The sequence below is a fragment of the Ancylobacter sp. WKF20 genome (assembly GCF_029760895.1).
Taxonomy (GTDB): domain Bacteria; phylum Pseudomonadota; class Alphaproteobacteria; order Rhizobiales; family Xanthobacteraceae; genus Ancylobacter.
This window is the reverse complement of the sequence record NZ_CP121679.1, coordinates 3,569,059-3,592,754: the sequence shown is the minus strand read 5'-3', so window position 1 is coordinate 3,592,754 and position 23,696 is coordinate 3,569,059. Positions and strand designations below refer to the sequence as shown.

Annotated in this window: 20 protein-coding genes; 12 read left to right on the top strand and 8 right to left on the bottom strand. The window is 69.8% G+C overall.

The window, feature by feature from the left end; translation table 11 throughout:
- Positions 1 to 144 precede the first annotated feature (144 nt).
- Both purD and AncyloWKF20_RS16525 read left to right on the top strand, forming a co-directional pair.
- Positions 145 to 1,416 (top strand): phosphoribosylamine--glycine ligase, encoded by a 1,272-nt coding sequence (purD, locus tag AncyloWKF20_RS16530; protein ID WP_279315081.1) that lies wholly within the window; start codon positions 145 to 147, stop codon positions 1,414 to 1,416.
- Positions 1,417 to 1,472: 56 nt separating this feature from the next.
- Complete coding sequence (locus tag AncyloWKF20_RS16525; RefSeq protein WP_279315080.1) at positions 1,473 to 2,426, top strand: patatin-like phospholipase family protein; 954 nt, start codon at positions 1,473 to 1,475, stop codon at positions 2,424 to 2,426.
- 4 nt (positions 2,427 to 2,430) lie between these two features.
- Here the strand turns inward: AncyloWKF20_RS16525 and AncyloWKF20_RS16520 are convergent, their stop codons facing one another.
- Positions 2,431 to 2,769, bottom strand: coding sequence for a YnfA family protein (locus tag AncyloWKF20_RS16520; RefSeq protein WP_279315079.1), 339 nt, complete (start codon positions 2,767 to 2,769; stop codon positions 2,431 to 2,433).
- 15 nt (positions 2,770 to 2,784) lie between these two features.
- On the bottom strand, positions 2,785 to 3,675 hold the full coding sequence (locus AncyloWKF20_RS16515) for a 4-(cytidine 5'-diphospho)-2-C-methyl-D-erythritol kinase (RefSeq protein ID WP_279315078.1): 891 nt from the start codon (positions 3,673 to 3,675) through the stop codon (positions 2,785 to 2,787).
- 194 nt (positions 3,676 to 3,869) lie between these two features.
- Here AncyloWKF20_RS16515 and rimP point away from each other — a divergent pair, with 194 nt between their 5' ends.
- The 9 genes from rimP to pnp all read left to right on the top strand — a co-directional run bounded on the left by rimP (position 3,870) and on the right by pnp (position 14,927).
- A complete protein-coding gene (gene rimP, locus AncyloWKF20_RS16510; RefSeq protein WP_279315077.1) occupies positions 3,870 to 4,721 on the top strand; it encodes a ribosome maturation factor RimP in 852 nt (283 codons plus the stop codon).
- On the top strand, positions 4,721 to 6,340 hold the full coding sequence (gene nusA / locus AncyloWKF20_RS16505) for a transcription termination factor NusA (protein WP_279315076.1): 1,620 nt from the start codon (positions 4,721 to 4,723) through the stop codon (positions 6,338 to 6,340). The genes rimP and nusA overlap by 1 nt, the downstream gene beginning before the upstream one ends.
- Positions 6,341 to 6,382: 42 nt before the next feature.
- Positions 6,383 to 7,147, top strand: a complete 765-nt coding sequence (locus tag AncyloWKF20_RS16500) for an RNA-binding protein (RefSeq protein WP_279315075.1) — start codon at positions 6,383 to 6,385, stop codon at positions 7,145 to 7,147.
- 66 nt (positions 7,148 to 7,213) lie between these two features.
- Positions 7,214 to 9,982, top strand: coding sequence for a translation initiation factor IF-2 (gene infB, locus AncyloWKF20_RS16495; RefSeq protein WP_279315074.1), 2,769 nt, complete (start codon positions 7,214 to 7,216; stop codon positions 9,980 to 9,982).
- Between the two features lie 149 nt (positions 9,983 to 10,131).
- Positions 10,132 to 10,551: a 30S ribosome-binding factor RbfA gene (rbfA, locus tag AncyloWKF20_RS16490; RefSeq protein ID WP_279315073.1), complete on the top strand. Its 420-nt coding sequence runs from the start codon at positions 10,132 to 10,134 to the stop codon at positions 10,549 to 10,551.
- Positions 10,548 to 11,603: a tRNA pseudouridine(55) synthase TruB gene (gene truB / locus AncyloWKF20_RS16485; RefSeq protein ID WP_279315072.1), complete on the top strand. Its 1,056-nt coding sequence runs from the start codon at positions 10,548 to 10,550 to the stop codon at positions 11,601 to 11,603. The genes rbfA and truB overlap by 4 nt, the downstream gene beginning before the upstream one ends.
- A 137-nt stretch (positions 11,604 to 11,740) precedes the next feature.
- The gene (locus AncyloWKF20_RS16480) at positions 11,741 to 12,034 is read left to right on the top strand and encodes a TM2 domain-containing protein (protein ID WP_279315071.1); all 294 of its coding nucleotides are present in this window, start codon (positions 11,741 to 11,743) and stop codon (positions 12,032 to 12,034) included.
- 234 nt (positions 12,035 to 12,268) lie between these two features.
- Complete coding sequence (rpsO, locus tag AncyloWKF20_RS16475) at positions 12,269 to 12,538, top strand: 30S ribosomal protein S15 (protein ID WP_267584422.1); 270 nt, start codon at positions 12,269 to 12,271, stop codon at positions 12,536 to 12,538.
- Positions 12,539 to 12,779: 241 nt separating this feature from the next.
- Entirely contained in the window at positions 12,780 to 14,927 is a 2,148-nt protein-coding gene (gene pnp / locus AncyloWKF20_RS16470) for a polyribonucleotide nucleotidyltransferase (protein WP_279315070.1), read from the top strand.
- 113 nt (positions 14,928 to 15,040) lie between these two features.
- Here the strand turns inward: pnp and AncyloWKF20_RS16465 are convergent, their stop codons facing one another.
- Positions 15,041 to 17,056, bottom strand: a complete 2,016-nt coding sequence (locus AncyloWKF20_RS16465; protein ID WP_279315069.1) for a HAMP domain-containing methyl-accepting chemotaxis protein — start codon at positions 17,054 to 17,056, stop codon at positions 15,041 to 15,043.
- 180 nt (positions 17,057 to 17,236) lie between these two features.
- On the opposite strand from AncyloWKF20_RS16465, the gene mbfA reads away from it, so the two are divergent.
- The gene (gene mbfA, locus AncyloWKF20_RS16460; RefSeq protein ID WP_279315068.1) at positions 17,237 to 18,193 is read left to right on the top strand and encodes an iron exporter MbfA; all 957 of its coding nucleotides are present in this window, start codon (positions 17,237 to 17,239) and stop codon (positions 18,191 to 18,193) included.
- A 6-nt stretch (positions 18,194 to 18,199) separates the two neighbouring features.
- Here the strand turns inward: mbfA and AncyloWKF20_RS16455 are convergent, their stop codons facing one another.
- The 5 genes from AncyloWKF20_RS16455 to AncyloWKF20_RS16435 form a co-directional block, all read right to left on the bottom strand.
- Positions 18,200 to 19,198, bottom strand: a complete 999-nt coding sequence (locus tag AncyloWKF20_RS16455; RefSeq protein WP_279315067.1) for an asparaginase — start codon at positions 19,196 to 19,198, stop codon at positions 18,200 to 18,202.
- A gap of 70 nt (positions 19,199 to 19,268) precedes the next feature.
- Entirely contained in the window at positions 19,269 to 19,622 is a 354-nt protein-coding gene (locus AncyloWKF20_RS16450) for an antibiotic biosynthesis monooxygenase (RefSeq protein ID WP_279315066.1), read from the bottom strand.
- A 4-nt stretch (positions 19,623 to 19,626) separates the two neighbouring features.
- Entirely contained in the window at positions 19,627 to 20,952 is a 1,326-nt protein-coding gene (glcF, locus tag AncyloWKF20_RS16445) for a glycolate oxidase subunit GlcF (protein WP_279315065.1), read from the bottom strand.
- Positions 20,953 to 20,955: 3 nt separating this feature from the next.
- Complete coding sequence (locus tag AncyloWKF20_RS16440; protein ID WP_279315064.1) at positions 20,956 to 22,215, bottom strand: FAD-binding protein; 1,260 nt, start codon at positions 22,213 to 22,215, stop codon at positions 20,956 to 20,958.
- A 3-nt stretch (positions 22,216 to 22,218) separates the two neighbouring features.
- Positions 22,219 to 23,634 carry an 8-oxoguanine deaminase gene (locus AncyloWKF20_RS16435; protein WP_279315063.1) on the bottom strand — a complete coding sequence of 472 codons (1,416 nt, stop codon included), beginning with the start codon at positions 23,632 to 23,634 and terminating at the stop codon, positions 22,219 to 22,221.
- Between the last annotated feature and the right edge of the window lie 62 nt (positions 23,635 to 23,696).

The following is a 23,696-nucleotide window of genomic DNA, read 5'->3' as shown; positions in this document are numbered from 1 at the left end:
TAGCGCGAGGGGCCAGGAGACGTGGATGGCCGGGCCAAGCCCGGCCATGACGGCGTTTGGCCGATGCCCGCGACACGAACCCTTGCCCCCTGCCGCCTGAACGTTTAGGCGAAGCGCAATGTCCGGGTGCTGGAGGCTTGCCGCATGAATGTTCTACTGCTCGGTTCGGGTGGCCGCGAACACGCGCTCGCCTGGAAGCTGGCGCAGAGCCCGCTTCTCGGCCGGCTCTTTGCGGTGCCGGGCAATCCGGGCATCGCCGGGCATGCGACCTGCATCGACATTCCGCTCGACGACCATGACGCCATCGTCACCCTGTGCGGCGCGGAGAAGATCGACCTTGTGGTGGTCGGCCCCGAAGCGCCGCTGGTGGACGGCATCGCCGACCGGCTGATCACTGAGGGATTGCCGGTGTTCGGCCCGCGCCGCGTCGCCGCGCAGCTGGAAGGCTCCAAGCTCTTCACCAAGGAACTGTGCAAGGCGCACGACATCCCGACCGCCGCCTTCGGCCGCTTCACTGAGGCCGAGGCCGCGCGCGCCTTCATCCGCGCCCAGGGCGCGCCCATCGTGCTGAAGGCCGATGGGCTGATGGCGGGCAAGGGTGTGATCGTCGCCATGACCATCGACGAGGCGCTGGACGGCGTCGACGAGGTGTTCGCCATGGGTGGGGCCGGCACCGAGATCCTGATCGAGGAGTTTCTGGAGGGCGAGGAAGTCTCGTTCTTCTGCCTCGTGGATGGCGAGACCGTGCTGCCCTTCGGCTCGGCGCAGGACCACAAGCGCGCCTATGATGGCGATCGCGGCCCCAACACCGGCGGCATGGGCGCCTATTCGCCCGCCCCGGTCTTCACCGCCGAGATGGAGCGCCACGCGCTGCACGACATCATCAAGCCGACCGCCCGCGCGCTGGCCGATGCGGCGAGCGCCTATCGCGGCGTGCTGTTCGCCGGGCTGATGATCACCCGCGAGGGGCCCAAGCTCATCGAATACAATGTCCGCTTCGGCGACCCGGAATGCCAGGTACTGATGCTGCGCATGGAAGGCGACCTGCTGCCGATCCTGCACGCGGTCGCCACCGGCCGGCTGGAAGACCAGCCGGTGCCGCTGAAGCCCGAGGCGGCGATCACCGTCGTCATGGCGGCGCGCGGCTATCCCGGCAGCTACCAGAAGGGCACGCGCATCGCCGGCATCAATGCTGCCGAGCAGATTCCCGGCGTGAAGGTGTTCCATGCCGGTACGAAGCAGGCGGGCAGCGAGCTCGTCGCCAATGGCGGGCGGGTGCTCAATGTCACCGCCATCGGCGCCAATGTGGCGGAGGCGCGTGAACGGGCCTATGACGCGGTCGCCCGCATCGACTGGCCGGACGGCTTCTGCCGCAGCGACATTGCCTGGCGCGCGCTGGGCAGCGACCCCACATAGGCGCGGCGCGGCACCGTTCACAGAATCGCCGCGTGACAGCGGCATGAGGTGAGGCCATGGACGAACATCCCGCCTCTTCCCGCGGTCGGCGCCATCCCCGCCCGGCCCCCGACCTTCACCATCCGCCCGGCGAGGCGCCCCATCAGGGCGTCATCGTCTCCGGCGAGAGCGTGGCGACGCCGGAACCGGCCGGGCCGCGCATCGCCGTGGCGCTGGGCTCAGGCGGGGCGCGCGGCCTCTCGCATATCGTCGTGCTGGAGGCGCTGGACGAACTCGGCATCCGCCCCTGCGCCATCGCCGGCGCCTCGATCGGCGGCTTCTTCGGCTGCATCTACGCCGCCGGCATGCCGGCCAAGGATCTGCGGCAGCTCGTCTCGCACACGTTGCGCAACCGCGGCGAGGTGATGCGCCGCCTGCTCGCCGCCCGCGTCGGGCGCATCGCCGACCTGTTCGGCGGCCTCGGCAATCCCGTACTGGTCGATGCCGAGCGCGTGGTCGCCGGCTTCCTCCCCGATATGGTGCCGGAGCGCTTCGAGGATCTCACCATCCCCTTCCAGGTGGTGGCGACGGATTATTGGGGCCGCTGCGAGAAGATGTTCGAGCACGGGCCGATCCGCCCGGCCATCGCCGCCTCGCTGGCCATTCCCGGCCTGATGCGCCCGGTCGAACTCGGCGGCCACACGCTGGTCGATGGCGGCGCGGTCAACCCGCTGCCCTTCGACCTCCTGCGCTCCAAGGCCGACATCGTGCTGGCGGTGGACATTACCGGCGGCCATGGCGCGGACACGCGCGGCATCCCGCAATCGCTGGAGGCGATGTTCGCCACGCTGCAGATCATGGCGAGCTCGATTGTCGGCGAGAAGCTGAAATCCGGCGCGCCGGACATTCTCATCCGCCCGAACGTGCATGATTTCCGCGTGCTCGACTTCTTCCGCGTAATGGCCATCCTCAAGGCCGCCGAGCCGGCCAAGGACGAGGTGAAGCGCCGGCTGGAGGCCGTGCTGGGCTGAGGCGTCAGCCGCGTGGGCCGAACACCACGATGGCCGCGCCAAAAAGGCACACGGCGCCGCCGAGCAGATCCCAGCGGTCCGGCCGGAAGCCCTCGACGGCCCAGAGCCAGAGGAGGGAGGCCGCGACATAGACCCCGCCATAGGCGGCGAAGGCGCGCCCGGCCGCGCTCGCCTCGACCTGCGTCAGCGCCGCGCCGAAGGCAATGAGGCTTAGCACCCCCGGCACCAGCCAGAGCGGGTTCGCCCCGCTGCGCAACACCGCCCAGAAGGCGAAGCAGCCGGCAATTTCCAGAAAGGCGGCGAGGCCGAAGAGGAGGGCAGTGGGGACGAGCGCGCTGGTCATGGGTTGGCCCCCGCTTCAGCCGATCACGGTGGATTTCACCCACCAGCCGGGCCGGGCGGCGGCGACCTGCTTAGCCGCGCGGGCGGCGGCGCGGCAGTCGTCATAGAGCGCGAACATCGTCGCGCCGGAACCCGACATGCGCGCCAGCCGGACCGCCGGTGTCGCCGCCAACGCCGCCTCCACCTCATCCAGCACCGGCGCGAGGGCGCGGGCGGGCGCCTCCAGGTCGTTCGGCTCGGCGGCGAGCCAGCTGAGCGTCACCGCGCGGCTGGTGAAGGCGGGCAGCGGCGTCGCGCTTGCCCGTGCCGTGCCCGGCTCCAGCGCCAGCGCGCGGAACACGCCGGAAGTCGCGACCGGCACGCGCGGATTGACCAGCACGGCGCCGAAGCGCGGCAGGGCGACGGGGGTGAGGCTCTCGCCGCGCCCGCCCATGAGGCAGGCCCGCCCCAGAAGGCAGGCCGGCACGTCCGAACCGGTGACGAGCGCCGCCGCCATGAGGCGCGGATCGCCCAGCGCCAGCCCATTGGCGCGGGCCAGCAGCCGCAGCGCCGCCGCCGCATCGGCCGAGCCGCCACCAATGCCGGCGGCGACGGGCAGACGCTTGTCGAGAGTGAAAGAACCGAGCCCAAGGCCGGGCACGCGGCTGGCGAGGTCGCGCGCGGCACGCAGCACCAGATTGTCGGCCCCCGCCTCCAGCCCCGCCGCGCCCGGACCGGTGAGGCTCAGCGACAGCTCGTCTCCCGGCCGGAGCGACAGCCGGTCGGCGGTGCCGGCAAAGGCGACGAGGCTCGCCAGTTCGTGATAGCCGTCCGCCCGCCGTCCGAGCACCCGCAGCGACAGGTTCACCTTCGCGGGGGCGCGTTCGGTGAGCACGGCGGATGGCGCGGATACAGGCGGGTGCAGCATGGTCCGCTTATGCGACGGCGGGCCGGGGCTCGCAAGGCGGCGCTTCCGGCCCGTGCTTGCCAGCGGCGGGCGTTTGGATGTATAAGACCGCCAATCCAAATATCTCACAACGACTTCTGGTCGGTTGAGAGTGGGTTCCGCCGCCGGAACCCGCTCTTTTTGCATTGCGGACCTGATGGGTTCGGACGGGACGGATGAGCGAACAGAACATCACTGCCGAGCAGGCAAACGAAGCGGCCACCACGCCGGAATCGCGCCTCGACGAGCCGCGGCTCGTGACCGAGACCGGTCCGGCCGCGCGGGTCGCCGGCATTGTCGGCCCGGTGCTCCAGGGCCTCGGCTTCCGCCTTGTGCGGGTCCGGCTGTCGGGCCGCGAGGGCATAACGCTGCAGATCATGGCCGAGCGGCCCGATGGCAGTTTCGGTATCGAGGAATGCGAGGCGGCGAGCCGCGCCATCTCGCCGGTGCTCGATGTCGAGGATCCGATCTCCGGCGCCTACACGCTGGAAATGTCCTCGCCCGGCATCGACCGCCCGCTGGTGCGCCTCAGCGATTTCGAGCGCTGGGCCGGCCATGAGGTGAAGGTCGAGATGGCCGTGCCGCTGGAGGGCCGCAAGCGCTTTCGCGGCATGCTGACCGGCGCGCAGAACGGCGAGGCGCTGGTGCGCCTGCCCGACGCCCCGGCCGGCACGCCGGACCTGTTCGCCCTGCCGATCGCCGACATTGGCGAGGCGCGCCTCGTCATGACCGAGGCGCTGATCCGCGAGGCGCTGCGGCGCGACAAGGCGCTGCGCGAGGGCGCGGGCATCGACGAGGACGACATCGACACGGCCGATCTCGGCGACGCGCTCGAGGACGAGACCGACGGTGACGAGGACGCGAGCGAGGAGGCGGGTGAGGCTTCCCCCACGCGCGCCATCCCGCCGAAGAAGATGCCGGTGCGCGGCAAGGTGAAGGCGAAGCCCGCCTTCAAGCCGAAGGGCGCCGCCAAGCCCGGCAAGAAATCCAACGCCAAACGCAAATCTTTCGCGAAGGAGATCCACTGATGGCAGTGGTCAGCGCAAACCGGCTCGAACTCCTGCAGATCGCCGATGCGGTCGCGCGCGAGAAATCGATCGACCGGGGCATCGTCATCGCCGCCATGGAAGATGCGATCGCCAAGGCGGCCCGCTCGCGCTACGGCGCGGAGACCGACATCCACGCCGAGATCAACCCGCGCACCGGCGAGCTGCGCCTGGCGCGCCATCTTCTCGTGGTCGATCAGGTCGACAACCCCGCCATCGAGATTGACCTCGCCAGCGCCAACCGGCTGAATCCGGCCGCGCAGGTCGGCGATTCCATCGCCGACACGCTGCCGCCCTTCGATTTCGGCCGTATCGCCGCGCAGAGCGCCAAGCAGGTCATCGTGCAGAAGGTGCGCGAGGCCGAGCGCGACCGGCAGTATGACGAGTTCAAGGATCGCATCGGCGAGATCGTCAACGGCGCGGTCAAGCGCGTCGAATATGGCAACGTGGTCGTCGATCTCGGCAAGGGCGAAGCCTCGCTGCGCCGCGACGAGCTGCTGCCGCGCGAAGTCTTCAAGGTCAGCGACCGCATCCGCGCCTATGTCTATGACGTGCGGCGCGAACCGCGCGGCCCGCAGATCTTCCTGTCGCGCACCCATCCGCAGTTCATGGCGAAGCTGTTCGCGCAGGAAGTGCCGGAAATCTATGACGGCATCGTCGAGATCAAGGCGGTCGCCCGCGACCCCGGCTCGCGCGCCAAGATCGCCGTCACCTCGCGCGATTCCTCGGTGGACCCGGTCGGCGCCTGCGTCGGCATGCGCGGCTCGCGCGTGCAGGCCGTGGTGAACGAGCTGCAGGGCGAGAAGATCGACATCATCCCGTGGTCGCCGGACGTCGCGACCTTCATCGTCAACGCGCTCGCCCCGGCCGAAGTGGTCAAGGTGGTGCTCGACGAGGATAGCGAGCGTATTGAAGTCGTGGTGCCCGATGCCCAACTAAGCCTGGCGATCGGCCGTCGCGGCCAGAATGTCCGCCTCGCTTCCCAGCTCACCGGCTGGGACATCGACATCATGACCGAGGCGGAAGAGAGCGAGCGGCGCCAGAAGGAATTCGCCGAGCGCTCGAAGATCTTCGCCGAGGCGCTCGATCTCGACGAGATGATGGGCCAGCTTCTGGCCTCCGAGGGCTTCGCGACGCTGGAAGAGCTGGCCTATGTGCCGCTCAACGAGCTCGCCGGCATTGAGGGCTTCGACGAGGACACGGCGCAGGAACTGCAGAGCCGCGCCCAGAACTATCTGGCGCAGGTCGAGGCCGATCTCGACGCGCGCCGCCGCGAGCTGGGCGTCGCCGACGACCTGCGCGAGGTGCCGGGCGTGACTTCGGCCATGCTGGTGGCGTTCGGCGAGAACGACATCAAGTCGGTCGAGGACCTTGCCGGCTGCGCCACCGACGACCTCGTCGGCTGGACCGAGCGCAAGGACGGCGAAACCGTCCGCACGCCGGGCGCGCTGGAAGGCTTCGAGATCTCCCGCGAGGAGGCCGAGGCGATGGTGATGCAGGCCCGCGTCAAGGCCGGCTGGATCGACGAGTCGGAGCTGGCCGTGGCCGGTGAGGACGCGGCGGACGGCGAGGCGGAAGCCGAGGACGAGGCCCGGGCCTGATCGGCTCTGGCCGCGTCTTGGGCGCCGGGGACGGAGGCGGGAATGCCTGACGAGAACACGGTGCCCGGCACGGACGTGCCCGAGACGAACGTGCCCGAGATTAACGTGCCCACCGCCGATGCGGCTGCGGCCGGCACCGAGGTGGCGGAACCGGAGCTGCCGGAAACCGATGCCGGCCCCGCGGCCGCGCGTCGGGAGACCACAAGGCAGTGCCTCGCCACCCGCGAGGTGATGCCGGTCGACCGGATGATCCGCTTCGTCGTCGGTCCCGACGGCGTGGTGGTTCCCGATCTCGCGGCCCGCCTGCCGGGTCGCGGCGCCTGGGTCGCCGCCAATCGCGCGGCGCTGCGCCAGGCGATGAAGAAGAAGGCTTTCGGCCGCGCCTTTCGTGGCCGTGGCCGTGCCGAGGAGAGCCTCCCCGATCTGGTGGGGGCGCTGCTCGAAAAGGACGCGCTCGCCGCCCTCGCTCTCGCCAACAAGGCCGGGCGGGTGGTGACGGGCAATGCCAAGGTGGTCGAGGCGCTGCAGGCTGCGGCGCCGCGGCCGGGCATGAAGCAGGTGCCCGTCGCGGGGCTGATGCACGCGGCGGACGCGGCCGAGGACGGGATGGCGAAACTCGATGCACTGGCCCGCCGGATCGGCGAGGCCGCGGGACGGGAAATCGCCCGCGTCATGGCCTTTCCGGGCGCGCAATTGGACTTGGCACTCGGGCGGGCAAATGTGGTACATGCTGCGCTGCTTGCGCATCCGACGAGCGCGGGCTTCCTCGCGCGTGTAAAAAGGCTCGAAGACTGGCGCGCCGACTAAGCCAGTCGCCGAACGATAAGTGACGCATTCACGCACGGGGCGGGAGTGCACAGGAACGGATACCGAATGACCGATACGAAGAACCCGGGCGAGAAGACGGTGGGCGTTGGCCAGGGTGCTGGCCAGGGGGGCAAGACCCTCACGCTCAAGCGACCTGTCGAGCAGGGCGTCGTCCGCCAGAGCTTCAGCCATGGACGGTCCAAGTCCGTCGTGGTCGAGAAGGTGAAGCGTCGTGTACTTGGCCCGGGCGACAAGCCCGAGGCGCCGGTCGCGGCTGCCCCTTCTCCGGCCCCGGCGTCGGCCCAGCCGTCCCGTCCCGCTCCGGCTCCCGCCGCGTCGCCGGCCCGCCCCGCTCCGGCGGCGCAGGCCGCGCGCCCGCCGCTGCGCAGCACCCAGCCCTCGCCGAACGCCAACCTCTCGGCGCCGCGTCCGGCCCCGCAGGGCCCGCGCCCGGGCGGTGTCGTGCTGCGTTCGCTGACCGAGGAAGAGGCCCGCGCCCGCACCGCGGCCCTGCAGGACGCCCGCGTCCGCGAGGTCGAGGAACGCAAGCGCGCCGAGGAAGAAGCCCGCCGCCGCGCCGAGCGCGAGGCGCGCGAGAAGATCGAGCGTGAGGCCGCCGAAGCGCGCAAGCGTGAGGAAGAGGCCCGCCGCGCCGCCGACGACGAAGCCAAGCGCAAGTCCGAGGAAGAGGCCCGCAAGCGTTTCGGCGAGAACCAGCCGGCCGCCGCGCCCTCCGCCCCGGCAGCGCCGCGCGCCGCCCAGCCGGCCGCGCCCGCCCCCTCCACGGCCGCCGCTCCCGGCGCGCCGCGCGTGGCGACCCCGCGCAGCCCGAACGCGATGGATTCCGAGGAGGACGATCGCCGTCCGGTCCGTCGTGGCCCCGGTGGCGCTCCCGCGCGTCCGGTCACCCCGCCCAAGCCGACCCGTCCGGCCGGCCCCGAGAAGAGCCGTGGCCGCCTGACCGTCGTCACCGCCCAGTCCTCCGAGGACGAGCGCCAGCGTTCGGTCGCCTCCTTCCGCCGCCGCACCCAGCGCATGAGCGGTCATCGCCATGTCGAGGCGAAGGAGAAGATCGCGCGTGAAGTGACGGTCCCGGAGACGATCTCCATCCAGGAGCTCGCCAACCGCATGGCCGAGCGCGCGGTCGACGTCATCCGCCTGCTGATGAAGCAGGGCCAGATGGTGAAGATCACCGACGTGATCGACGCCGACACGGCCCAGCTCATCGCCGAGGAACTCGGCCACAGCGTGCGCCGCGTCGCCGAATCCGACGTCGAGGAAGGCCTGTTCGATACGGCCGACACCGACGACGAGCTGGTGTCGCGTCCGCCGGTCGTGACCATCATGGGCCATGTCGACCACGGCAAGACCTCGCTGCTCGACGCCATCCGCAAGGCCAATGTCGTCTCCGGCGAAGCCGGCGGCATCACCCAGCATATCGGCGCCTATCAGGTGACCTCCCCGCTCGGCGGCAAGGTGACCTTCATCGACACCCCCGGCCACGCCGCCTTCACGGCGATGCGTGCCCGTGGCGCGAAGGTGACGGACATCGTGGTGCTGGTGGTCGCGGCCGATGACGGCGTCATGCCGCAGACGGTCGAGGCCATCAATCACGCGCGCGCCGCCAAGGTGCCGCTGATCGTGGCGATCAACAAGATCGACAAGCCGGACGCCAAGCCCGAGCGCGTGCGCAGCGAACTGCTGCAGTACGAGGTTCAGGTGGAAAGCCTCGGCGGCGACACGCTGGAAGTCGAGGTCTCGGCCAAGGCCCAGACCAATCTCGACAAGCTGCTGGAGGCGATCAGCCTGCAGGCGGAAGTGCTCGACCTCAAGGCGAACCCGAACCGCGTCGCGGAAGGCACCGTCATCGAGGCCAAGCTCGACCGTGGTCGCGGCCCGGTTGCCACCGTGCTGGTCCAGCGCGGCACGCTGCGCGTCGGCGACATCGTCGTGGCCGGGGCCGAGTTCGGCCGCGTCCGCGCGCTGATCGACGACAAGGGCGCCAATGTCGCCGGTGCCGGCCCGTCCTTCCCGGTCGAGGTGCTCGGCTTCAACGGCACGCCGGAGGCGGGCGACCGTCTCGCGGTGGTGGAGAGCGAAGCCCGCGCCCGTGAGATCACCGACTATCGCCAGCGCCAGAAGCGCGAGAAGGCGGCGGCCCGTTCCGCCACCGTCCGCGGCTCGCTGGAGCAGATGATGAGCCAGGCCAAGACGACCGGCCGGAAGGAATTCCCGCTCATCATCAAGGGCGACGTGTCCGGTTCGGTGGAAGCGATCATCTCCTCGCTGGAGAAGCTCGGCACCGACGAGGTGCAGGCCCGCATCATCCACTCCGGCGCGGGCGGCGTGAACGAGAGCGACGTGACGCTGGCCGAGACGGCCGGCGCGGCGATCATCGCGTTCAACGTGCGCGCCAACAAGGAAGCCCGCGACGCCGCGGACCGTGCCGGCATCGAGATCCGCCAGTACAACATCATCTACGACCTGGTGGATGACGTGAAGGCGGCGATGGGTGGCCTGCTGGCCCCGGTGAACCGCGAGACCATGCTCGGCAACGCCCTGATCAAGGAGATCTTCGGCGTCTCCAAGGTCGGCAAGGTGGCGGGCTGCCTCGTCACCGACGGCATCGTCGAGCGCGGCCAGCATGTCCGCCTGATCCGCGACAACGTCGTGATCCACGAGGGCAAGCTTGCGACGCTGAACCGCTTCAAGGATGCGGTCAACACGGTGCAGTCCGGCCAGGAATGCGGCATGTCCTTCGAGAACTACCAGGACATGCGCGCCGGCGACGTCATCGAGTGCTACCGCGTCGAGGTCGTGCAGCGCACGCTGTGATCCATGGCGCCCCGTTCGCGGGGCGTCGGCGCGTCTCCTGAGGGGACGCGACACTCCACGGGAAGGTGCGGTCCAAACCCGCGCCTTCCGGTCGAAGCCGGCTCCGCCGGCCCGGTGCGCCGGGCGGGAGCCCTGAAGGTTTGTGCATCATGAAGAACAGAGCGAGCTCGGGCTCCGGCCCGAGCCAGCGCCAGTTGCGCGTGGGCGAACTGGTCCGCCACGCCCTCTCGGACATTCTCGCGCGCGGCGACCTGCCCGATCCCGCGCTCACCAAGGTGCTGATCACCGTGCCCGAGGTGCGGATGAGCCCGGACCTGAAGATCGCCACCTGCTTCGTCATGCCGCTCGGCGGCAAGGACACCAAGGCGGCGATCGACGCGCTGGCGACCAACGCCAAGCCGCTGCGCGGGGCCATCGGCCGCCGCGTCGAACTCAAATTCGTGCCGGAACTGCGTTTCCGCATCGACACCTCCTTCGAGGAGGGCTCGCGGATCGACGCCCTGCTGCGCTCGCCCGTGGTGCAGCGCGACCTCGAAACCGACACGACCGACAGCGAGACCGACGAATGAACGCCCCGCTTGCCCCCAAGGCCCTCCGCGACGACGCTCTCGGCGAGGAAGCCGTTCTGGACGCGGCCCTGATCGCCGCTCCGGCGACCGTCGCTGCCCCCCCCACCGAAGCCCCTGCCGAGCTGCCGCCGCGCAAGCGCCGGCCCAAGCGCGATGTCGATGGCTGGGTGCTGCTCGACAAGCCGGTCGGCATGACCTCGACCCAGGCGGTCGGCGCGGTCAAATGGCTGTTCCAGGCCAAGAAGGCCGGCCATGCCGGCACGCTCGACCCGCTCGCCTCCGGCTGCCTGCCGATCGCGCTGGGCGAGGCGACCAAGACCGTTCCCTTCGTCATGGACGGGCGCAAGGTCTACCGCTTCACCGTGCGCTGGGGTGTCGAGACCGACACGGATGACAGCGAGGGCAAGGCGGTCGCCGACTCCGCCATCCGCCCGGACCGCGACGCCATTCTCGGTATCCTCGACGAGTTCCGCGGCCAGATCGAGCAGGTGCCGCCCGCCTTCTCGGCGCTGAAGATCAATGGCGAGCGCGCCTATGATCTCGCCCGCGACGGCATCCAGGTCGAGCTCGCCGCCCGCACCGTTGTGGTGCATTCGCTGGAACTGGTCGACATGCCCGACGCCGACCATGCGGTGTTCGAGACCGAATGCGGCAAGGGCACCTATGTGCGCTCGCTCGCCCGCGACATGGGCCGGCGCCTCGGCACGCATGGCCACATCTCGGCGCTGCGCCGCGCCCGCGTCGGCACCTTCGCCGAGGAAGAACTGGTGCCGCTCGCCACGCTGCGCGCCTGGTCCGAGGAGCGCGACGACGCCGCACCGCTGCATGTGCTGCGCCCGGTCTCGGTCGGGCTCGACACACTTCCCAGCCTGCGGGTCTCCCCCGCCGATGCGGCGCGGCTCGCCCATGGCCAGCCGATCATCCTGCGCGGACGCGACGCGCCGATCCTCGAAGGGCCGGTGGCGATCACCGCCGGCGGGCGCCTCATCGCGCTCGGCGAGGCCGAGGCGGGCGAGATCTACCCCAAGCGCATCTTCCACGCCGGCAAATAGGCCAGCGCGCACCAACGCCCCGTCACGGCCCGGCCCTGCGCCGGGCCGATCTGCATCTGGAGCGGCCCGACGGACGGCCCGCGTTGACGCCCCGCCCGTGGCGGATCACTCTACCGTCCATGACACATGAGGCGACCATGGGACTGACGACGCAGGACAAGATTCTGATCGAAACGCGCATCGCCAATGAGAGCCCGTCGGCGACCGCGGCCTATCTCCTGTGGTTCTTCCTCGGCTTCGTCTCGGCGCACCGCTTCTATCTCGGGCGGCCGGGCACGGCGGTGCTGCAGATCCTCAGCTACTTCCTGGTGGTCGGCTTCATCTGGTGGATCGTCGACGGCTTTCTCATCCCCGGCATGATCCGCGGCAAGCAGGCCGAGCTGCGCCAGCGCTATGCCACCTCGGCGCTGGTCGAACAGCCCTATCTGTGAGCGGCAGCGCCGCTTTCCGGCCCGTGCCTCCCGCCGGCATCCGCTAGCCAACGGCGCGATTTCGTGTATGGTGCCGGCGCGTTGCGGACAGGCGTCCGCGCGACCCGTTTGCTTTGACCGCGCTGGACGACATCCCGGCCCGGCCGAACGACGGACCCGGCAGGCGACCCCGGACAGGGCCTTGAGGCCCGTGCCGCGCCCGCTCTTTCTTCTAGACACTGAAAGGACCACCCGATGTCGATCACTGCCGAGCGCAAGCAGGCGCTCATCACCGAATACGCCACCAAGCCGGGCGACACCGGCTCCGCCGAAGTGCAGGTCGCGATCCTCACCGAGCGCATCGCCAACCTCACCGGCCACTTCAAGACCCACGCCAAGGACAACCATTCCCGGCGTGGCCTGCTGAAGCTGGTGTCCCAGCGCCGTGGCCTCCTCGACTATCTCAAGAAGACCGAGGAAGGCCGCTACAAGGCCCTGATCGAGCGGCTGGGCATTCGCCGCTGATGCACGACGCGAGGCTCGCGCTGTAACGGCGCGGGCCTCGTGCCTTTGAAGACGGCGCGCGCGGATGGTCCGCCACGCCGACGACCGTAAAGGCGGCGGGCATGGGGCTCGCCGCGTCCGACGAGAAGCGGCGCGCCATGGCAGGATCGCCGGGGGCTCGCAGGCAGGTCCGCCAACCGGGTCCTGCACCGAGCCTCTCGCCGTCTTGCCCTGGCCCCGTTTCGGAAAGCCAGAGACAGACATGTTCGATATTCACCGCGAGGAACTCGACTGGGGTGGGCGCACGCTCGTCCTCGAGACCGGCCGCATGGCGCGCCAGGCCGATGGCGCCGTGCTCGCGACCTATGGCGACACCACCGTGCTCGCCACCGCCGTCTCGGCCAAGGCGCCGAAGCCCGGCCAGGACTTCTTCCCGCTGACCGTGAACTACCAGGAAAAGGCCTACGCGGCCGGCCGCATTCCCGGCGGCTATTTCAAGCGTGAAGGCCGTCCGAGCGAGAAGGAGACGCTGGTCTCCCGCCTCATCGACCGCCCGATCCGCCCGCTCTTCGCCGAAGGCTACAAGAACGACACCCAGGTCGTCGTGACCGTGCTCTCGCACGATCTCGAAAACGACCCGGACGTGGTCGCCATGGTCGCCGCGTCCGCCGCGCTCACTCTGTCGGGCGTGCCCTTCATGGGCCCGATCGGCGGCGCCCGTGTCGGCTTCATCGACAATGAGTATGTGCTGAACCCGACCGTCGACGAGGTCAAGGAATCGGCGCTCGACCTCGTGGTCGCCGGCACCGCCGACGCCGTGCTGATGGTCGAATCGGAAGCCAAGGAGCTGTCCGAGGAAGTCATGCTCGGCGCGGTCATGTTCGGCCACCGCCACTTCCAGCCGGTGATCGACGCGATCATCCGTCTCGCCGAGAAGGCCGCCAAGGAGCCGCGCGAGTTCAGCGCTCCCGACCATTCCGCGCTCGAGACCGAGCTGCGCGGCCTGATCGAGGCGGACCTGCGCGACGCCTACAAGATCGCCCGCAAGCAGGACCGCTACGAAGCCGTCGGCGCCGCCAAGTCCAAGGCGAAGGCGCATTACGCCGCGCTCGCCGCCGAGGGCAAGGACGTGCCGGACGCCCAGACCCTTGGCGAAGTGCTCAAGGAGCTCGAGGCCAAGATCGTCCGCTGGACCATCCTCGACGAGGGGATCCGCATCGACGGCCGCGACACCAAGACCGTGCGCCCGATCGTCTCCGAAGTCGGCGTGCTGCCGCGCGCCCATGGCTCCTCGCTGTTCACCCGCGGCGAGACGCAGGCCCTGGTCGTCGCCACGCTCGGCACCGGCGAAGACGAGCAGTACATCGACAGCCTGGAAGGCACCTACAAGGAGCGCTTCCTGCTGCACTACAACTTCCCCCCCTTCTCGGTCGGCGAGACCGGCCGCATGGGTTCGCCCGGCCGTCGCGAGATCGGTCATGGCAAGCTCGCCTGGCGCGCCATCCGCCCGATCCTGCCGCCCGCGCATGAGTTCCCCTACACGCTGCGCGCGGTGTCCGAGATCCTGGAGTCGAACGGCTCCTCCTCAATGGCGACCGTCTGCGGCACCTCGCTGGCGCTGATGGATGCCGGCGTGCCGCTGCGCCGTCCGGTGGCCGGCATCGCCATGGGCCTCATCCTCGAGGGTGAGCGCTTCGCGGTGCTGACCGACATCCTCGGCGACGAGGATCATCTCGGCGACATGGACTTCAAGGTGGCCGGCACCGAGAAGGGCGTCACCGCCCTTCAGATGGACATCAAGATCGCCGGCATCACCGAGGAGATCATGAAGGTCGCCCTCGGCCAGGCGAAGGATGGCCGCGCGCACATCCTCGGCGAGATGAGCAAGGCGCTGACCGGCGCCCGCGCCGAACTCGGCGAGCATGCCCCGCGCATCGAGGTGATCCAGATCCCGGTCGACAAGATCCGTGAAGTGATCGGCTCGGGCGGCAAGGTGATCCGCGAGATCGTCGAGAAGACCGGCGCCAAGATCAACATCGAGGACGACGGCACCGTGAAGGTTGCCTCCGCCTCGGGCGAGTCGATCAAGGCCGCGCTGAACTGGATCAAGTCCATCGCCTCCGAGCCCGAGATCGGCCAGATCTACGAGGGCACGGTGGTGAAGGTGGTCGATTTCGGCGCCTTCGTGAACTTCTTCGGCGCCAAGGACGGCCTCGTGCACGTCTCGCAGCTCGCCAAGGAGCGCGTGGCGAAGCCCTCCGACGTCGTCAAGGAAGGCGAGAAGGTCAAGGTCAAGCTGCTCGGCTTCGACGAGCGCGGCAAGACCCGCCTGTCCATGAAGGTCGTCGACCAGGAGACCGGCGAGGATCTCGAGGCGAAGGCCAAGGCCGACGAGCCGGCCGCCGACTGAGGCCCACGGGGAGCGCCGGGCCTCGGCCCGGCTTCTTCCTCCTGACGGAATCGAAAAGGGCGGCCGCGAGGCCGCCCTTTTTGCTATCCGCCGAATGTCGCCGGCTGCGCGCCTCAGGCGGCGCGCACCGTCTCGACGAAGCTGTGCACTTCCTTGCGCAGCGCGACCGCCTGCTGCGACAGGTCGCGGGCGAAGGACAGCACCTGATGGGCGGCGACCGAGGAGGCCTGCGCGGCCTTCTCCACCGCACCCATGCTGCTCGTCACTTCCTTGGTCCCGTTCGCCGCCTGCTGGATCGAGCGGGCAACCTCCGAGGTGGTGGCCTGCTGCTCGGCCATGGCCGCGGCGATGGCCGAGGCCGAGGCGCGCAGCTCCGCGATGGTCCGGCTGAAGCCGGTGATCGAGCCCAGCACATCCCCGGTCGAGGCCTGGATGCCGGAGACGCGCTCGGAGATGCCGGCGGTGGCGGTGGCCGTCTGGCCGGCCAGCGTCTTCACCTCCTGCGCCACCACGGCGAAGCCGCGACCCGCCTCGCCGGCGCGGGCCGACTCGATGGTGGCGTTGAGCGCGAGCATGTTGGTCTGGCCGGCAATGGTATCGATCAGGCTGATGATGGTGCCGATCTGTTCCGCCGCCGAGCGCAGATGCGTCATCTGGCCACTCGTCGAATCGACCTCGGTAACGGCACGCTCGGTCATGGTGGTGGACTGGTGCAGCCGCTCGCCGATCTCATGCGCCGAGGCCGACAGCTCCTCGATGGCGGCGGCGACCGCCTGCACGTTGGAGGTGGCGAGCTGGGCCGCGGTGGCGACCGAGGCCGCCTGGGCGGTGGTCTCGTCGGCGGTGGCGTTGAGGCTTTCCGAGGCGGTCTGCAGCTCGCTCGCCGCCGTGGCGACGGTATCGACGACGGCGCCGACCGCCGCCTCGAACTGGTTGGCGAGCTGGTGCATCTCCTCGCGCCGGCGCGTCGCCGCCACCTGCTCGGCCAGCAGCTTCTCCTCCCGCTCGCGCTCGGCCTGGGCCAGGCTGTCGCGGAACAGAGTGAGGCAGCGGGCCTGGTCGCCGATCTCGTCGCGGCGCGCGGCATGGGGGATCTCGGCGGTGAGATCGCCACCCGACACATGCTCCATCGCCTCGCTGACGTCACGCACCGGGCGGGCGATGCCGAGGAAGGAATAAATGGCGGCGGCAATGGCGGCGAGAATGGCGATGACCGAGAAGATGAGGATCTGCGCCATGCCGGTGGCCAGCGCCTCGTCCGAGGCGATCTGCGCCTCGATAGCCTGGTCGGTGCTCTCCTTGGTCACATCGGTCAGCAGGCGCGTCGCTTCCTCCAACGCCGGGTCGCTGCGCTCGGCGACGAGCTTGGCCCGGCTCTGGATTTCACTGATGCCTTCGTTGATCGTCGCGACATAGTCCGCGAAATCCTTGCGGATCGTCTCCATCGTGTTGGCGATCATCGCATTGCTGCCGAACTGGTCGCCGACATCCTTCAGCACCTGCTCGGCGCGGGCCTGCATGGAGACGATGAGCGGCAACTTGGTGGTGTCGCCTTCCAGAATGAACAGCGCGGCGGCGAGGTTGATGGCGTCGACGAGCTGGTCGAGCGGCTGCACATTGCTCGCCATGTCCGGCTGCTCGGCTTCGAGCAGCTGACCATAGAGGGTAGAGAAGCCAGTGCGCACGCGCATGGCGAGGGCGCCGCGGCTGTCCACCGCGTTGAGCTGGACCGCCTGCGACTTGCGGATCTCCGCCGACACGGCGCCGACGTCGCGCAGCCTCTCCTTCAGCTTGCGGAAGACCTCGCGGTCGTCGTCATGGGTTTCGAGTTCCATGAGCCGGTCAAGCCGGGACTGCGCGCCGGCAATGTCGACCTTCACCTTGCGCAGGAACTCGTCATTGCGCGGATTGGCGAAGGAGAGCTGCAGGCGGGTCTCGTTCTGGCGAATATTGGCCAGCGCAATGGAGACCTGCTCGGCCTCCTTGAGAATCTGGCTCTGGCGGAGAGCGACCGCGTCCGCCGCCTCGATCCCGCTGATGGCGATATGGCGGCTGAGGATCACGCTGGCGGAGAGAAGGATCAGCAGGCCGGACATGATGCCCAGCTTCCACGCGATCCCAAGGCGCATTCCCAACATCGGGGGACTCCTAAAATGGTGTTGCCCGGAGAAGACGCCAACTGGCTTGCTTGAGACTTGCGGATCGTCGGGTATCCCATTGCCACGTCCGTCCGCGGGGCTGACGTCCGCCGACAGGGATTGGACAGGAAGGGCGCCTACATATTAGAATAATTCTAATATGAGGGGCACATGAAGCGTTTTCACGACCTGTCCGAAGCCGAGATCCTGGCGCTCGCCATCTCCAGCGAGGAGGAGGATGCGCGCATCTATCTCCAGTTCGCCAACCGGTTGAAGGCCGATTATCCGGCCACCGCCGCCCTGTTCGAGCGCATGGCGCATGAAGAACACGGCCACCGCCACGCGCTGCATGAGATGTTCACTCACCGGTTCGGCGGCGAACTGCCCTACATCACCCGGCAGGACGTGAAGGGCTTTCTGAAGCGCGACCCGATCTGGCTCCTCGAGACGCTGCGCATCGACACGGTGCGCCGGCAGGCCGAGGTGATGGAGTACGAGGCGCAGCAATTCTACATCAAGGCCGCCGGCCGCACCCGTGACGCCGATACCCGCCAGCTTCTGGCCGACCTCGCCGAGGCCGAGGGCAAGCACGAGACGCTGGCGCAGGAGCTCGGCGGGCAGATCGAGACCAGCGGCGCCAAGGAGACCGAGGACGAGGCGGCACACCGCATCTTCGTGCTGCAGATCGTCCAGCCGGGCCTCGCCGGGCTGATCGACGGCTCGATCTCGACGCTGGCGCCGATCTTCGCCGCCGCCTTCGCCACCCAGGATAGCTGGGCCGCCTTCCTCGTCGGCCTCGCCGCCTCCATCGGCGCGGGTATCTCCATGGGCCTCACCGAGGGCCTATCGGATGATGGCGCCATCACCGGGCGCGGCAGCCCCTGGCCGCGCGGCATTGCCTGCGGTGTGATGACCATGCTGGGCGGGCTCGGCCATACCCTGCCCTATCTGATCCCGGATTTCTGGACCGCGACCGCCGTCGCCGGCGTCGTCGTCGCCATCGAACTCGCCGCCATCGCCTATGTGCGCATGCGCTACATGGAGACGCCGTTCACCTCGGCCATCGTGCAGGTGGTGCTGGGCGGCATCCTCGTGCTGCTCGCCGGCATCTTCATCGGCTCGTCCTGACCCCGCTCAGGCAAAGGCGGCGAGCGCCCTCTCCAGCGTCGGCCGGTTCCACCCGGCGCGCAGGGCGAGCATGAGGACGAGCCGCGCCTTCGGGCCGGGCAGGAAGCCAGCGGCGAGCGCGCCGCGCCCGATGAGGTCGATCTCCGAGCCGGGATAGCCATAGGTGCGCTCGAAGGCGGGGCCGGACAGGGTCCGGCTCGCCAGCAGCACGGGAAGGTGCGCGGCGACCTCGCCGACGATCTCCGCCACCGGGCCGGGCACATGGCCGGCGCCCGCGCCCTCGATGACGAGGCCGGCAAAGCCGAGGCCCGGCGTCGCGGCGATCAGCCGGCCGTCATCGCCCATGCCGATCTTGATGAGCGCCACCGCCGGCACCTCGCCCCCGGCGATGGCCAAGGGCGGCAGGTCGAGCGGGGCGACGCGGGTGAGAATCCGCACGCGCCCTTCCGCCACCAGCCCGAGCGGACCGCCATTGTCCGAGGCGAAGGCCGAGGTGAGGCTGGTATGGGCCTTGCGCACGAAACGCGCGGCGTGGATCTCGTCATTCAGCACCACCAGCGTGCCGAGCCCGCGCGCCGCCGGGCTCGCCGCCACCAAGGCGGCCGCCAGCAGATTGGCCGGGCCATCCGCACCCGGCTGCTGGGGTCCGCGCATGGCGCCGACCACCACCACGGGCTTGGGCCCGCGCAGCAGGATATCGAGGAGGAAAGCCGTCTCCTCGATCGTGTCCGTGCCCTGGATGACCACGGCGCCGTCAATGTCGCCATTGAAGCCGGCCTCGATCGCGGCGGCGACGGAAAGGATGTTCTCCACCGTCAGCGAGGAACTGCCGACCTTGAAGGGCGAGCGCGCCTCGATGTCCGCGACCTCCGCAAGGCCCGGCACGGCGGCCACCAGCTCGGCGGCACCCAGCGTCGGCGCGATGCCGCCGGCGCCCGAGCCGGTCATGGTGATCGTACCGCCCAGCGACAGGACGAGAAGGCGGGGAAGCGGCGAGGTGGCCATGGGCGGAGTCCGGCGAGCTGCGGGCGAAACTCTGCTCCCTATAGCCGGGCGCTGCCCTGTTGTCGCGCCGTTAGGGCGCCGGCAGATTCACCGCACGGCTGTCCTGCGGCGCCTCGTCCCGCGCCTCCATGCCGTAATCGCGCAGCACACTGGAAACGCGCAGCCGGTAATTGGCGAAGACGCCGCCGCGCCCCTCGGCCTGCGCGCTGCGGTGCGACGGCAGGCAGCGCCAGGCGCGCACCGCCTCCTCGTCGCGCCAGAAGGAGAGCGAGAGCAACTTGCCGGGCTCGGTCAGGCTCTCGAAGCGCTCCACCGAGATGAAGCCGTCGCGGCCCATGAGGTCCGCGCGCAGCGCGGCGGCCAGTTCCAGATAATGCGCCCGCTCACCCTCGGCCGGCCAGACCTCGAAAATCACCGCGATCATCGGTTCACTCCGCCGCCACAGCCGGAAGGAGGGGGACGGGGAAGGGCGAGGGCCCGCCGGTCGCCCAGTCCAGCAATTCCACCGTATGCACGACAGGGATCGAGGTGCCGCCGCCGATCTGCGTCATGCAGCCGATGTTTCCGGCGGCGATGATCTGCGGCTGGGTACGCTCGATATTGGCGACCTTGCGGGCGCGCAGCTTCCCGGCGATTTCCGGCTGGAGAATGTTGTAGGTGCCGGCCGAGCCGCAGCACAGATGGCCCTCGGCGGGTTCCAGCACGGTGAAGCCGGTCTTCGCGAGCAGCGCCTTGGGCGCGGTGCGCACCTTCTGCCCGTGCTGCAGCGAGCAGGCGGAGTGATAGGCGACGCGCAGCCCGGCCGGGATTACCGGCACCGGTAGCTCGCGCTCGGCGAGAAACTCGCTCACATCCTTTGCCAGCGCCGAGACCTTCGCCGCCCTCTCGGCATAGGCCGGGTCGGTGCGCAGCATGTGGCCGTAATCCTTGATCGTCGTGCCGCAGCCCGAGGTAGTCACAAGGATGGCGTCGAGCCCCTCGCCCTGAATTTCGCGCCACCAGGCATCGACATTGGCGCGGGCATTGGCGAGCGCCGGCTCCTCCTTGCCCATATGGTGGGTCAGCGAGCCGCAGCAGCCGCCGCCCACGGGTCGGACGATCTCGACGCCCATGCGCGTCATCAGCCGGATCGCCGCCTCGTCGATCTCCGGGCGCAGCACCGGCTGTGCGCAGCCATCGAGCAGCGCGACGCGGGCGCGGCGCGGGCCCTTCGCCGGAAAGCGCCGCTCGCCCTCGCTGGCCGAACGCGTGGCGGGGCGCGCCGGCGCAAGGCGCAGCATGGCCGCGAGCGGGCGCAGTGCGGGGATGGAATCGAACAGGCCGGCGAAGGGCTTGGCCACCATCGCACCACCAATGGCCAGCCGGAACAGCCGGCGGCTCGGCAGCACGCGGGCGAGCAGCGCGCGGATCATCCGGTCGGCAAAGGGCCGCTCATAGGTCTTCTCGATATGGTCGCGCGCGTGATCGACCAAGTGCATGTAATGCACGCCCGAGGGGCAGGTGGTCATGCAGGACAGGCAGGACAGGCAGCGGTCAATATGCTTGGCGACCTCGGCCGTCGCCGGCCGGTCGTTCTCCAGCATGTCCTTGATGAGGTAGATTCGTCCGCGCGGGGAATCCAATTCATCCCCCAGCAGCACATAGGTCGGGCAGGTGGCGGTGCAGAAGCCGCAATGGACGCACGCGCGCAGCACCTGTTCGGAGCGGGCGGTCTGCGGATCGGCAAGCTGGGCGAGGGAGAAACTGGTCTGCATGGCCTAGACTCCCGCATACATGCGGCCGGGGCTGAGCACCCGCGCCGGGTCGAAGCCATCCTTCATCCGCGTCACCAGCGCCTTGGTGACGGGATCGAGCGGCTGGAACACTTGCTCGCTCGCCCGCGCGCTGGCGCTGGCGCGGATCAGTGTCGCGTGCCCGCCGCCCGTCGCCGCGACGGCGGCACGGACCTCGGCGGCGCGCGGCGTGCCGTCCGGCAGGGCGATCCAGACAAGGCCGCCGGCCCAGTCATAAAGCGCCCGCACGCCGAGAGGTCGCAGCGCCGCCACCACGGCCGCCCCCGCCATGGGCGCGACCGAGACCCGCCAGATGGCGGGGCCAGCGTCCAGAGTCTCGCCCGAAGTGAGCGCGAAGGGCTCCACATCGCGCACCGTGCGCCAGAAGGCGCGGGAAGCGTCGGCGTCGAGGAAGGAGAGTTCGCCACGCCCGCCGAGCAGCGCCTCCAGCTTGCCGCGCCGGTGCAGGATGGAGGGCTTCACCCCTTCCAGCCGCAGCGCCGTCACGGCGCGCCCCGCCCCGGCCACCGCCGGCACAAGGCCGGCGATGTCGGCCGGCAGATGCGCGGCGCCGGACACGTCGTAATAGGAGCCCATCGCCGCGCTCATGGCGCTGGCGGCGGCTGCGTCGTCCAGCCCGAGGATGAGCAGCGTCTCCACCGTCTCCGGGCCCGGCAGCACCTTGATGGTGAGCTCGGTGAAGGCGGCGAGCGTGCCGTGCGAGCCGGAAAGGCCGCGCGGCAGATCATAGCCGGTGACGTTCTTCACCACCCGCCCGCCGGCCTTGAAGGCCTCGGCGCGACCGGAGACGGCGCGCACGCCCAGCGCATGGTCGCGCGCCGCGCCCGCGCTCGGCCGGCGCGGGCCGGCGAGGTTGCAGGCCATCACCCCGCCCAGCGTGCCGCCGCCCGCCGGCTGGCCGAGCAGCGGACCGTAATCCATTGGCTCGAAGGCCATCATCTGGTTGGAGGCCGCCACGAGCGCCTCGATCTCGGCGATCGGCGTGCCGGCGCGCGCGCTCAGCACCAGTTCTTCCGGCTCATAGAGCGTCACGCCAGTGAGTGCCTTCAGCTCCAGCGTCGCATCGGTCTGGATGTGGCGCCCGAGCCCGGCCTTGGAACCGGCCCCGGCGACATCGAGCGTGCGCCCGTTCGACACCGCCCAGGCGACGGCCTCCACCACCTCGGCCTCGTCGCGCGGGCAGAGCCGTTCGGTGGCGGTCGGCTCCTCAAGCAGGGCACTCATGGCTTACTCCGCGAGCGCGGCGAGCCGCGCGGCATGTCGGTTATGCTCGGCGACCACCGCCGGCAGGTCGATGGTGACGATCCGCCCCTCCGCCACCACCGGGCGGCCGTGGACCACGGTGAAGGCGGCGGGACCGGGCGTGCAGAACAAGGCGGCGGCGACGGGATCGGACAGGCCGCCGGCAAAGGCGACATCGTCGAGCCTGAGCGCGAAGAAATCCGCGCATTTGCCAGGCTCCAGCGCGCCGATATCGCTGCGCCCGAGCACCGAGGCGCCGCCGAGCGTGGCGAGTTCCAGCGCCTCGCGCGCGCTCATCCATTCCGCATCGCGCGACGGATCGGAGGTCGACAGCGTGGTGTCCGGCCCCTCCGGCGGGCGCAGGGAGATCTGCAGCCGCGCCAGCAGCATGGCCTGCCGCGCCTCGGTGAGCAGGTTGTTGCCGTCGTTCGACGCCGAACCATCGACACCGAGCCCGACCTTCACCCCGGCGCGCCGATAGGCCTTCACCGGGGCGATGCCGGAGGCGAGGCGCATATTGGAAGACGGGCAATGGCACACGCCGACGCCCGCGCCGGCGAAGCAGCCGATCTCGTGATCGTTCACATGCACCGCATGGGCGAACCAGACATCGTCGCCGAGCCAGCCCAGTTCTTCCATATAGGCCACGGGGCGCTTGCCGAAGCGCTCCAGCGTGTAGCGTTCCTCATCGATGGTCTCGGCCAGATGCGTGTGCAGGCGCACGCCCTTGGCGCGGGCGAGGGTCGCGGAATCCCGCATCAGGCCGGGCGTCACCGAGAAGGGCGAGCAGGGGGCGAGCGCGATCTGCAGGAGCGCGCCGGGCGCGGCATCGTGATAGCGGGCGATGACGCGCTCGCTATCGGCCAGGATGTCCTCTTCCCGCTCCACGCAGTCATCCGGCGGCAGGCCGCCCTTGGACTGGCCGAGCGACATCGAGCCGCGCGAGACCATGAAGCGCAGGCCGATCTCGCGGGCGGCACCGATCTGGTCATCGACCTTGCAGCCATTGCGGAACACATAGGCGTGGTCGAAGGCGGTGGTGCAGCCGCTGAGCGCGAGTTCGGCGAGGCCGACCAGTGTCGCGGTGCGCGATGCCTCCGGCGTGCGCGCCGCCCAGAGCCGGTAATGCGCCTTCAGCCAGCGGAACAGATTCACGTTCTGCGCCGCCGGCAGATTGCGCGTCAGCGTCTGGTCGAGATGGTGGTGGCAATTGACCAGGCCGGGCAGCACCACATGGCCGGCAAGGTCCATCACCGTGTCGGCGGTCGCCGGCAGTGTCTCGCTCGGGCCGACCTCGACGATCATGCCATCGCGCGCGAAAATCCCACCGCCGGCAATCTCGCGCCGGGCGCCGTCCATGGTGACGAGAACGGTGGCATTGCGGACGAGGAGGGTGGTCATCGGGCGCGCCGTCCCCATGCTCTGTCATCCCGGCCGCAGCGCGTGAGCGCGCAGAGCCGGGA

What these genes read in the sequence shown, in the direction of transcription:
- purD (WP_279315081.1), top strand. Translation starts at nt 145, where the DNA reads ATGAATGTTCTACTGCTCGGTTCGGGTGGCCGCGAACACGCGCTCGCC.
- AncyloWKF20_RS16525 (WP_279315080.1), top strand. Translation starts at nt 1,473, where the DNA reads ATGGACGAACATCCCGCCTCTTCCCGCGGTCGGCGCCATCCCCGCCCG.
- AncyloWKF20_RS16520 (WP_279315079.1), bottom strand. Translation starts at nt 2,769, where the DNA reads ATGACCAGCGCGCTCGTCCCCACTGCCCTCCTCTTCGGCCTCGCCGCC.
- AncyloWKF20_RS16515 (WP_279315078.1), bottom strand. Translation starts at nt 3,675, where the DNA reads ATGCTGCACCCGCCTGTATCCGCGCCATCCGCCGTGCTCACCGAACGC.
- rimP (WP_279315077.1), top strand. Translation starts at nt 3,870, where the DNA reads ATGAGCGAACAGAACATCACTGCCGAGCAGGCAAACGAAGCGGCCACC.
- nusA (WP_279315076.1), top strand. Translation starts at nt 4,721, where the DNA reads ATGGCAGTGGTCAGCGCAAACCGGCTCGAACTCCTGCAGATCGCCGAT.
- AncyloWKF20_RS16500 (WP_279315075.1), top strand. Translation starts at nt 6,383, where the DNA reads ATGCCTGACGAGAACACGGTGCCCGGCACGGACGTGCCCGAGACGAAC.
- infB (WP_279315074.1), top strand. Translation starts at nt 7,214, where the DNA reads ATGACCGATACGAAGAACCCGGGCGAGAAGACGGTGGGCGTTGGCCAG.
- rbfA (WP_279315073.1), top strand. Translation starts at nt 10,132, where the DNA reads ATGAAGAACAGAGCGAGCTCGGGCTCCGGCCCGAGCCAGCGCCAGTTG.
- truB (WP_279315072.1), top strand. Translation starts at nt 10,548, where the DNA reads ATGAACGCCCCGCTTGCCCCCAAGGCCCTCCGCGACGACGCTCTCGGC.
- AncyloWKF20_RS16480 (WP_279315071.1), top strand. Translation starts at nt 11,741, where the DNA reads ATGGGACTGACGACGCAGGACAAGATTCTGATCGAAACGCGCATCGCC.
- rpsO (WP_267584422.1), top strand. Translation starts at nt 12,269, where the DNA reads ATGTCGATCACTGCCGAGCGCAAGCAGGCGCTCATCACCGAATACGCC.
- pnp (WP_279315070.1), top strand. Translation starts at nt 12,780, where the DNA reads ATGTTCGATATTCACCGCGAGGAACTCGACTGGGGTGGGCGCACGCTC.
- AncyloWKF20_RS16465 (WP_279315069.1), bottom strand. Translation starts at nt 17,056, where the DNA reads ATGCGCCTTGGGATCGCGTGGAAGCTGGGCATCATGTCCGGCCTGCTG.
- mbfA (WP_279315068.1), top strand. Translation starts at nt 17,237, where the DNA reads ATGAAGCGTTTTCACGACCTGTCCGAAGCCGAGATCCTGGCGCTCGCC.
- AncyloWKF20_RS16455 (WP_279315067.1), bottom strand. Translation starts at nt 19,198, where the DNA reads ATGGCCACCTCGCCGCTTCCCCGCCTTCTCGTCCTGTCGCTGGGCGGT.
- AncyloWKF20_RS16450 (WP_279315066.1), bottom strand. Translation starts at nt 19,622, where the DNA reads ATGATCGCGGTGATTTTCGAGGTCTGGCCGGCCGAGGGTGAGCGGGCG.
- glcF (WP_279315065.1), bottom strand. Translation starts at nt 20,952, where the DNA reads ATGCAGACCAGTTTCTCCCTCGCCCAGCTTGCCGATCCGCAGACCGCC.
- AncyloWKF20_RS16440 (WP_279315064.1), bottom strand. Translation starts at nt 22,215, where the DNA reads ATGAGTGCCCTGCTTGAGGAGCCGACCGCCACCGAACGGCTCTGCCCG.
- AncyloWKF20_RS16435 (WP_279315063.1), bottom strand. Translation starts at nt 23,634, where the DNA reads ATGACCACCCTCCTCGTCCGCAATGCCACCGTTCTCGTCACCATGGAC.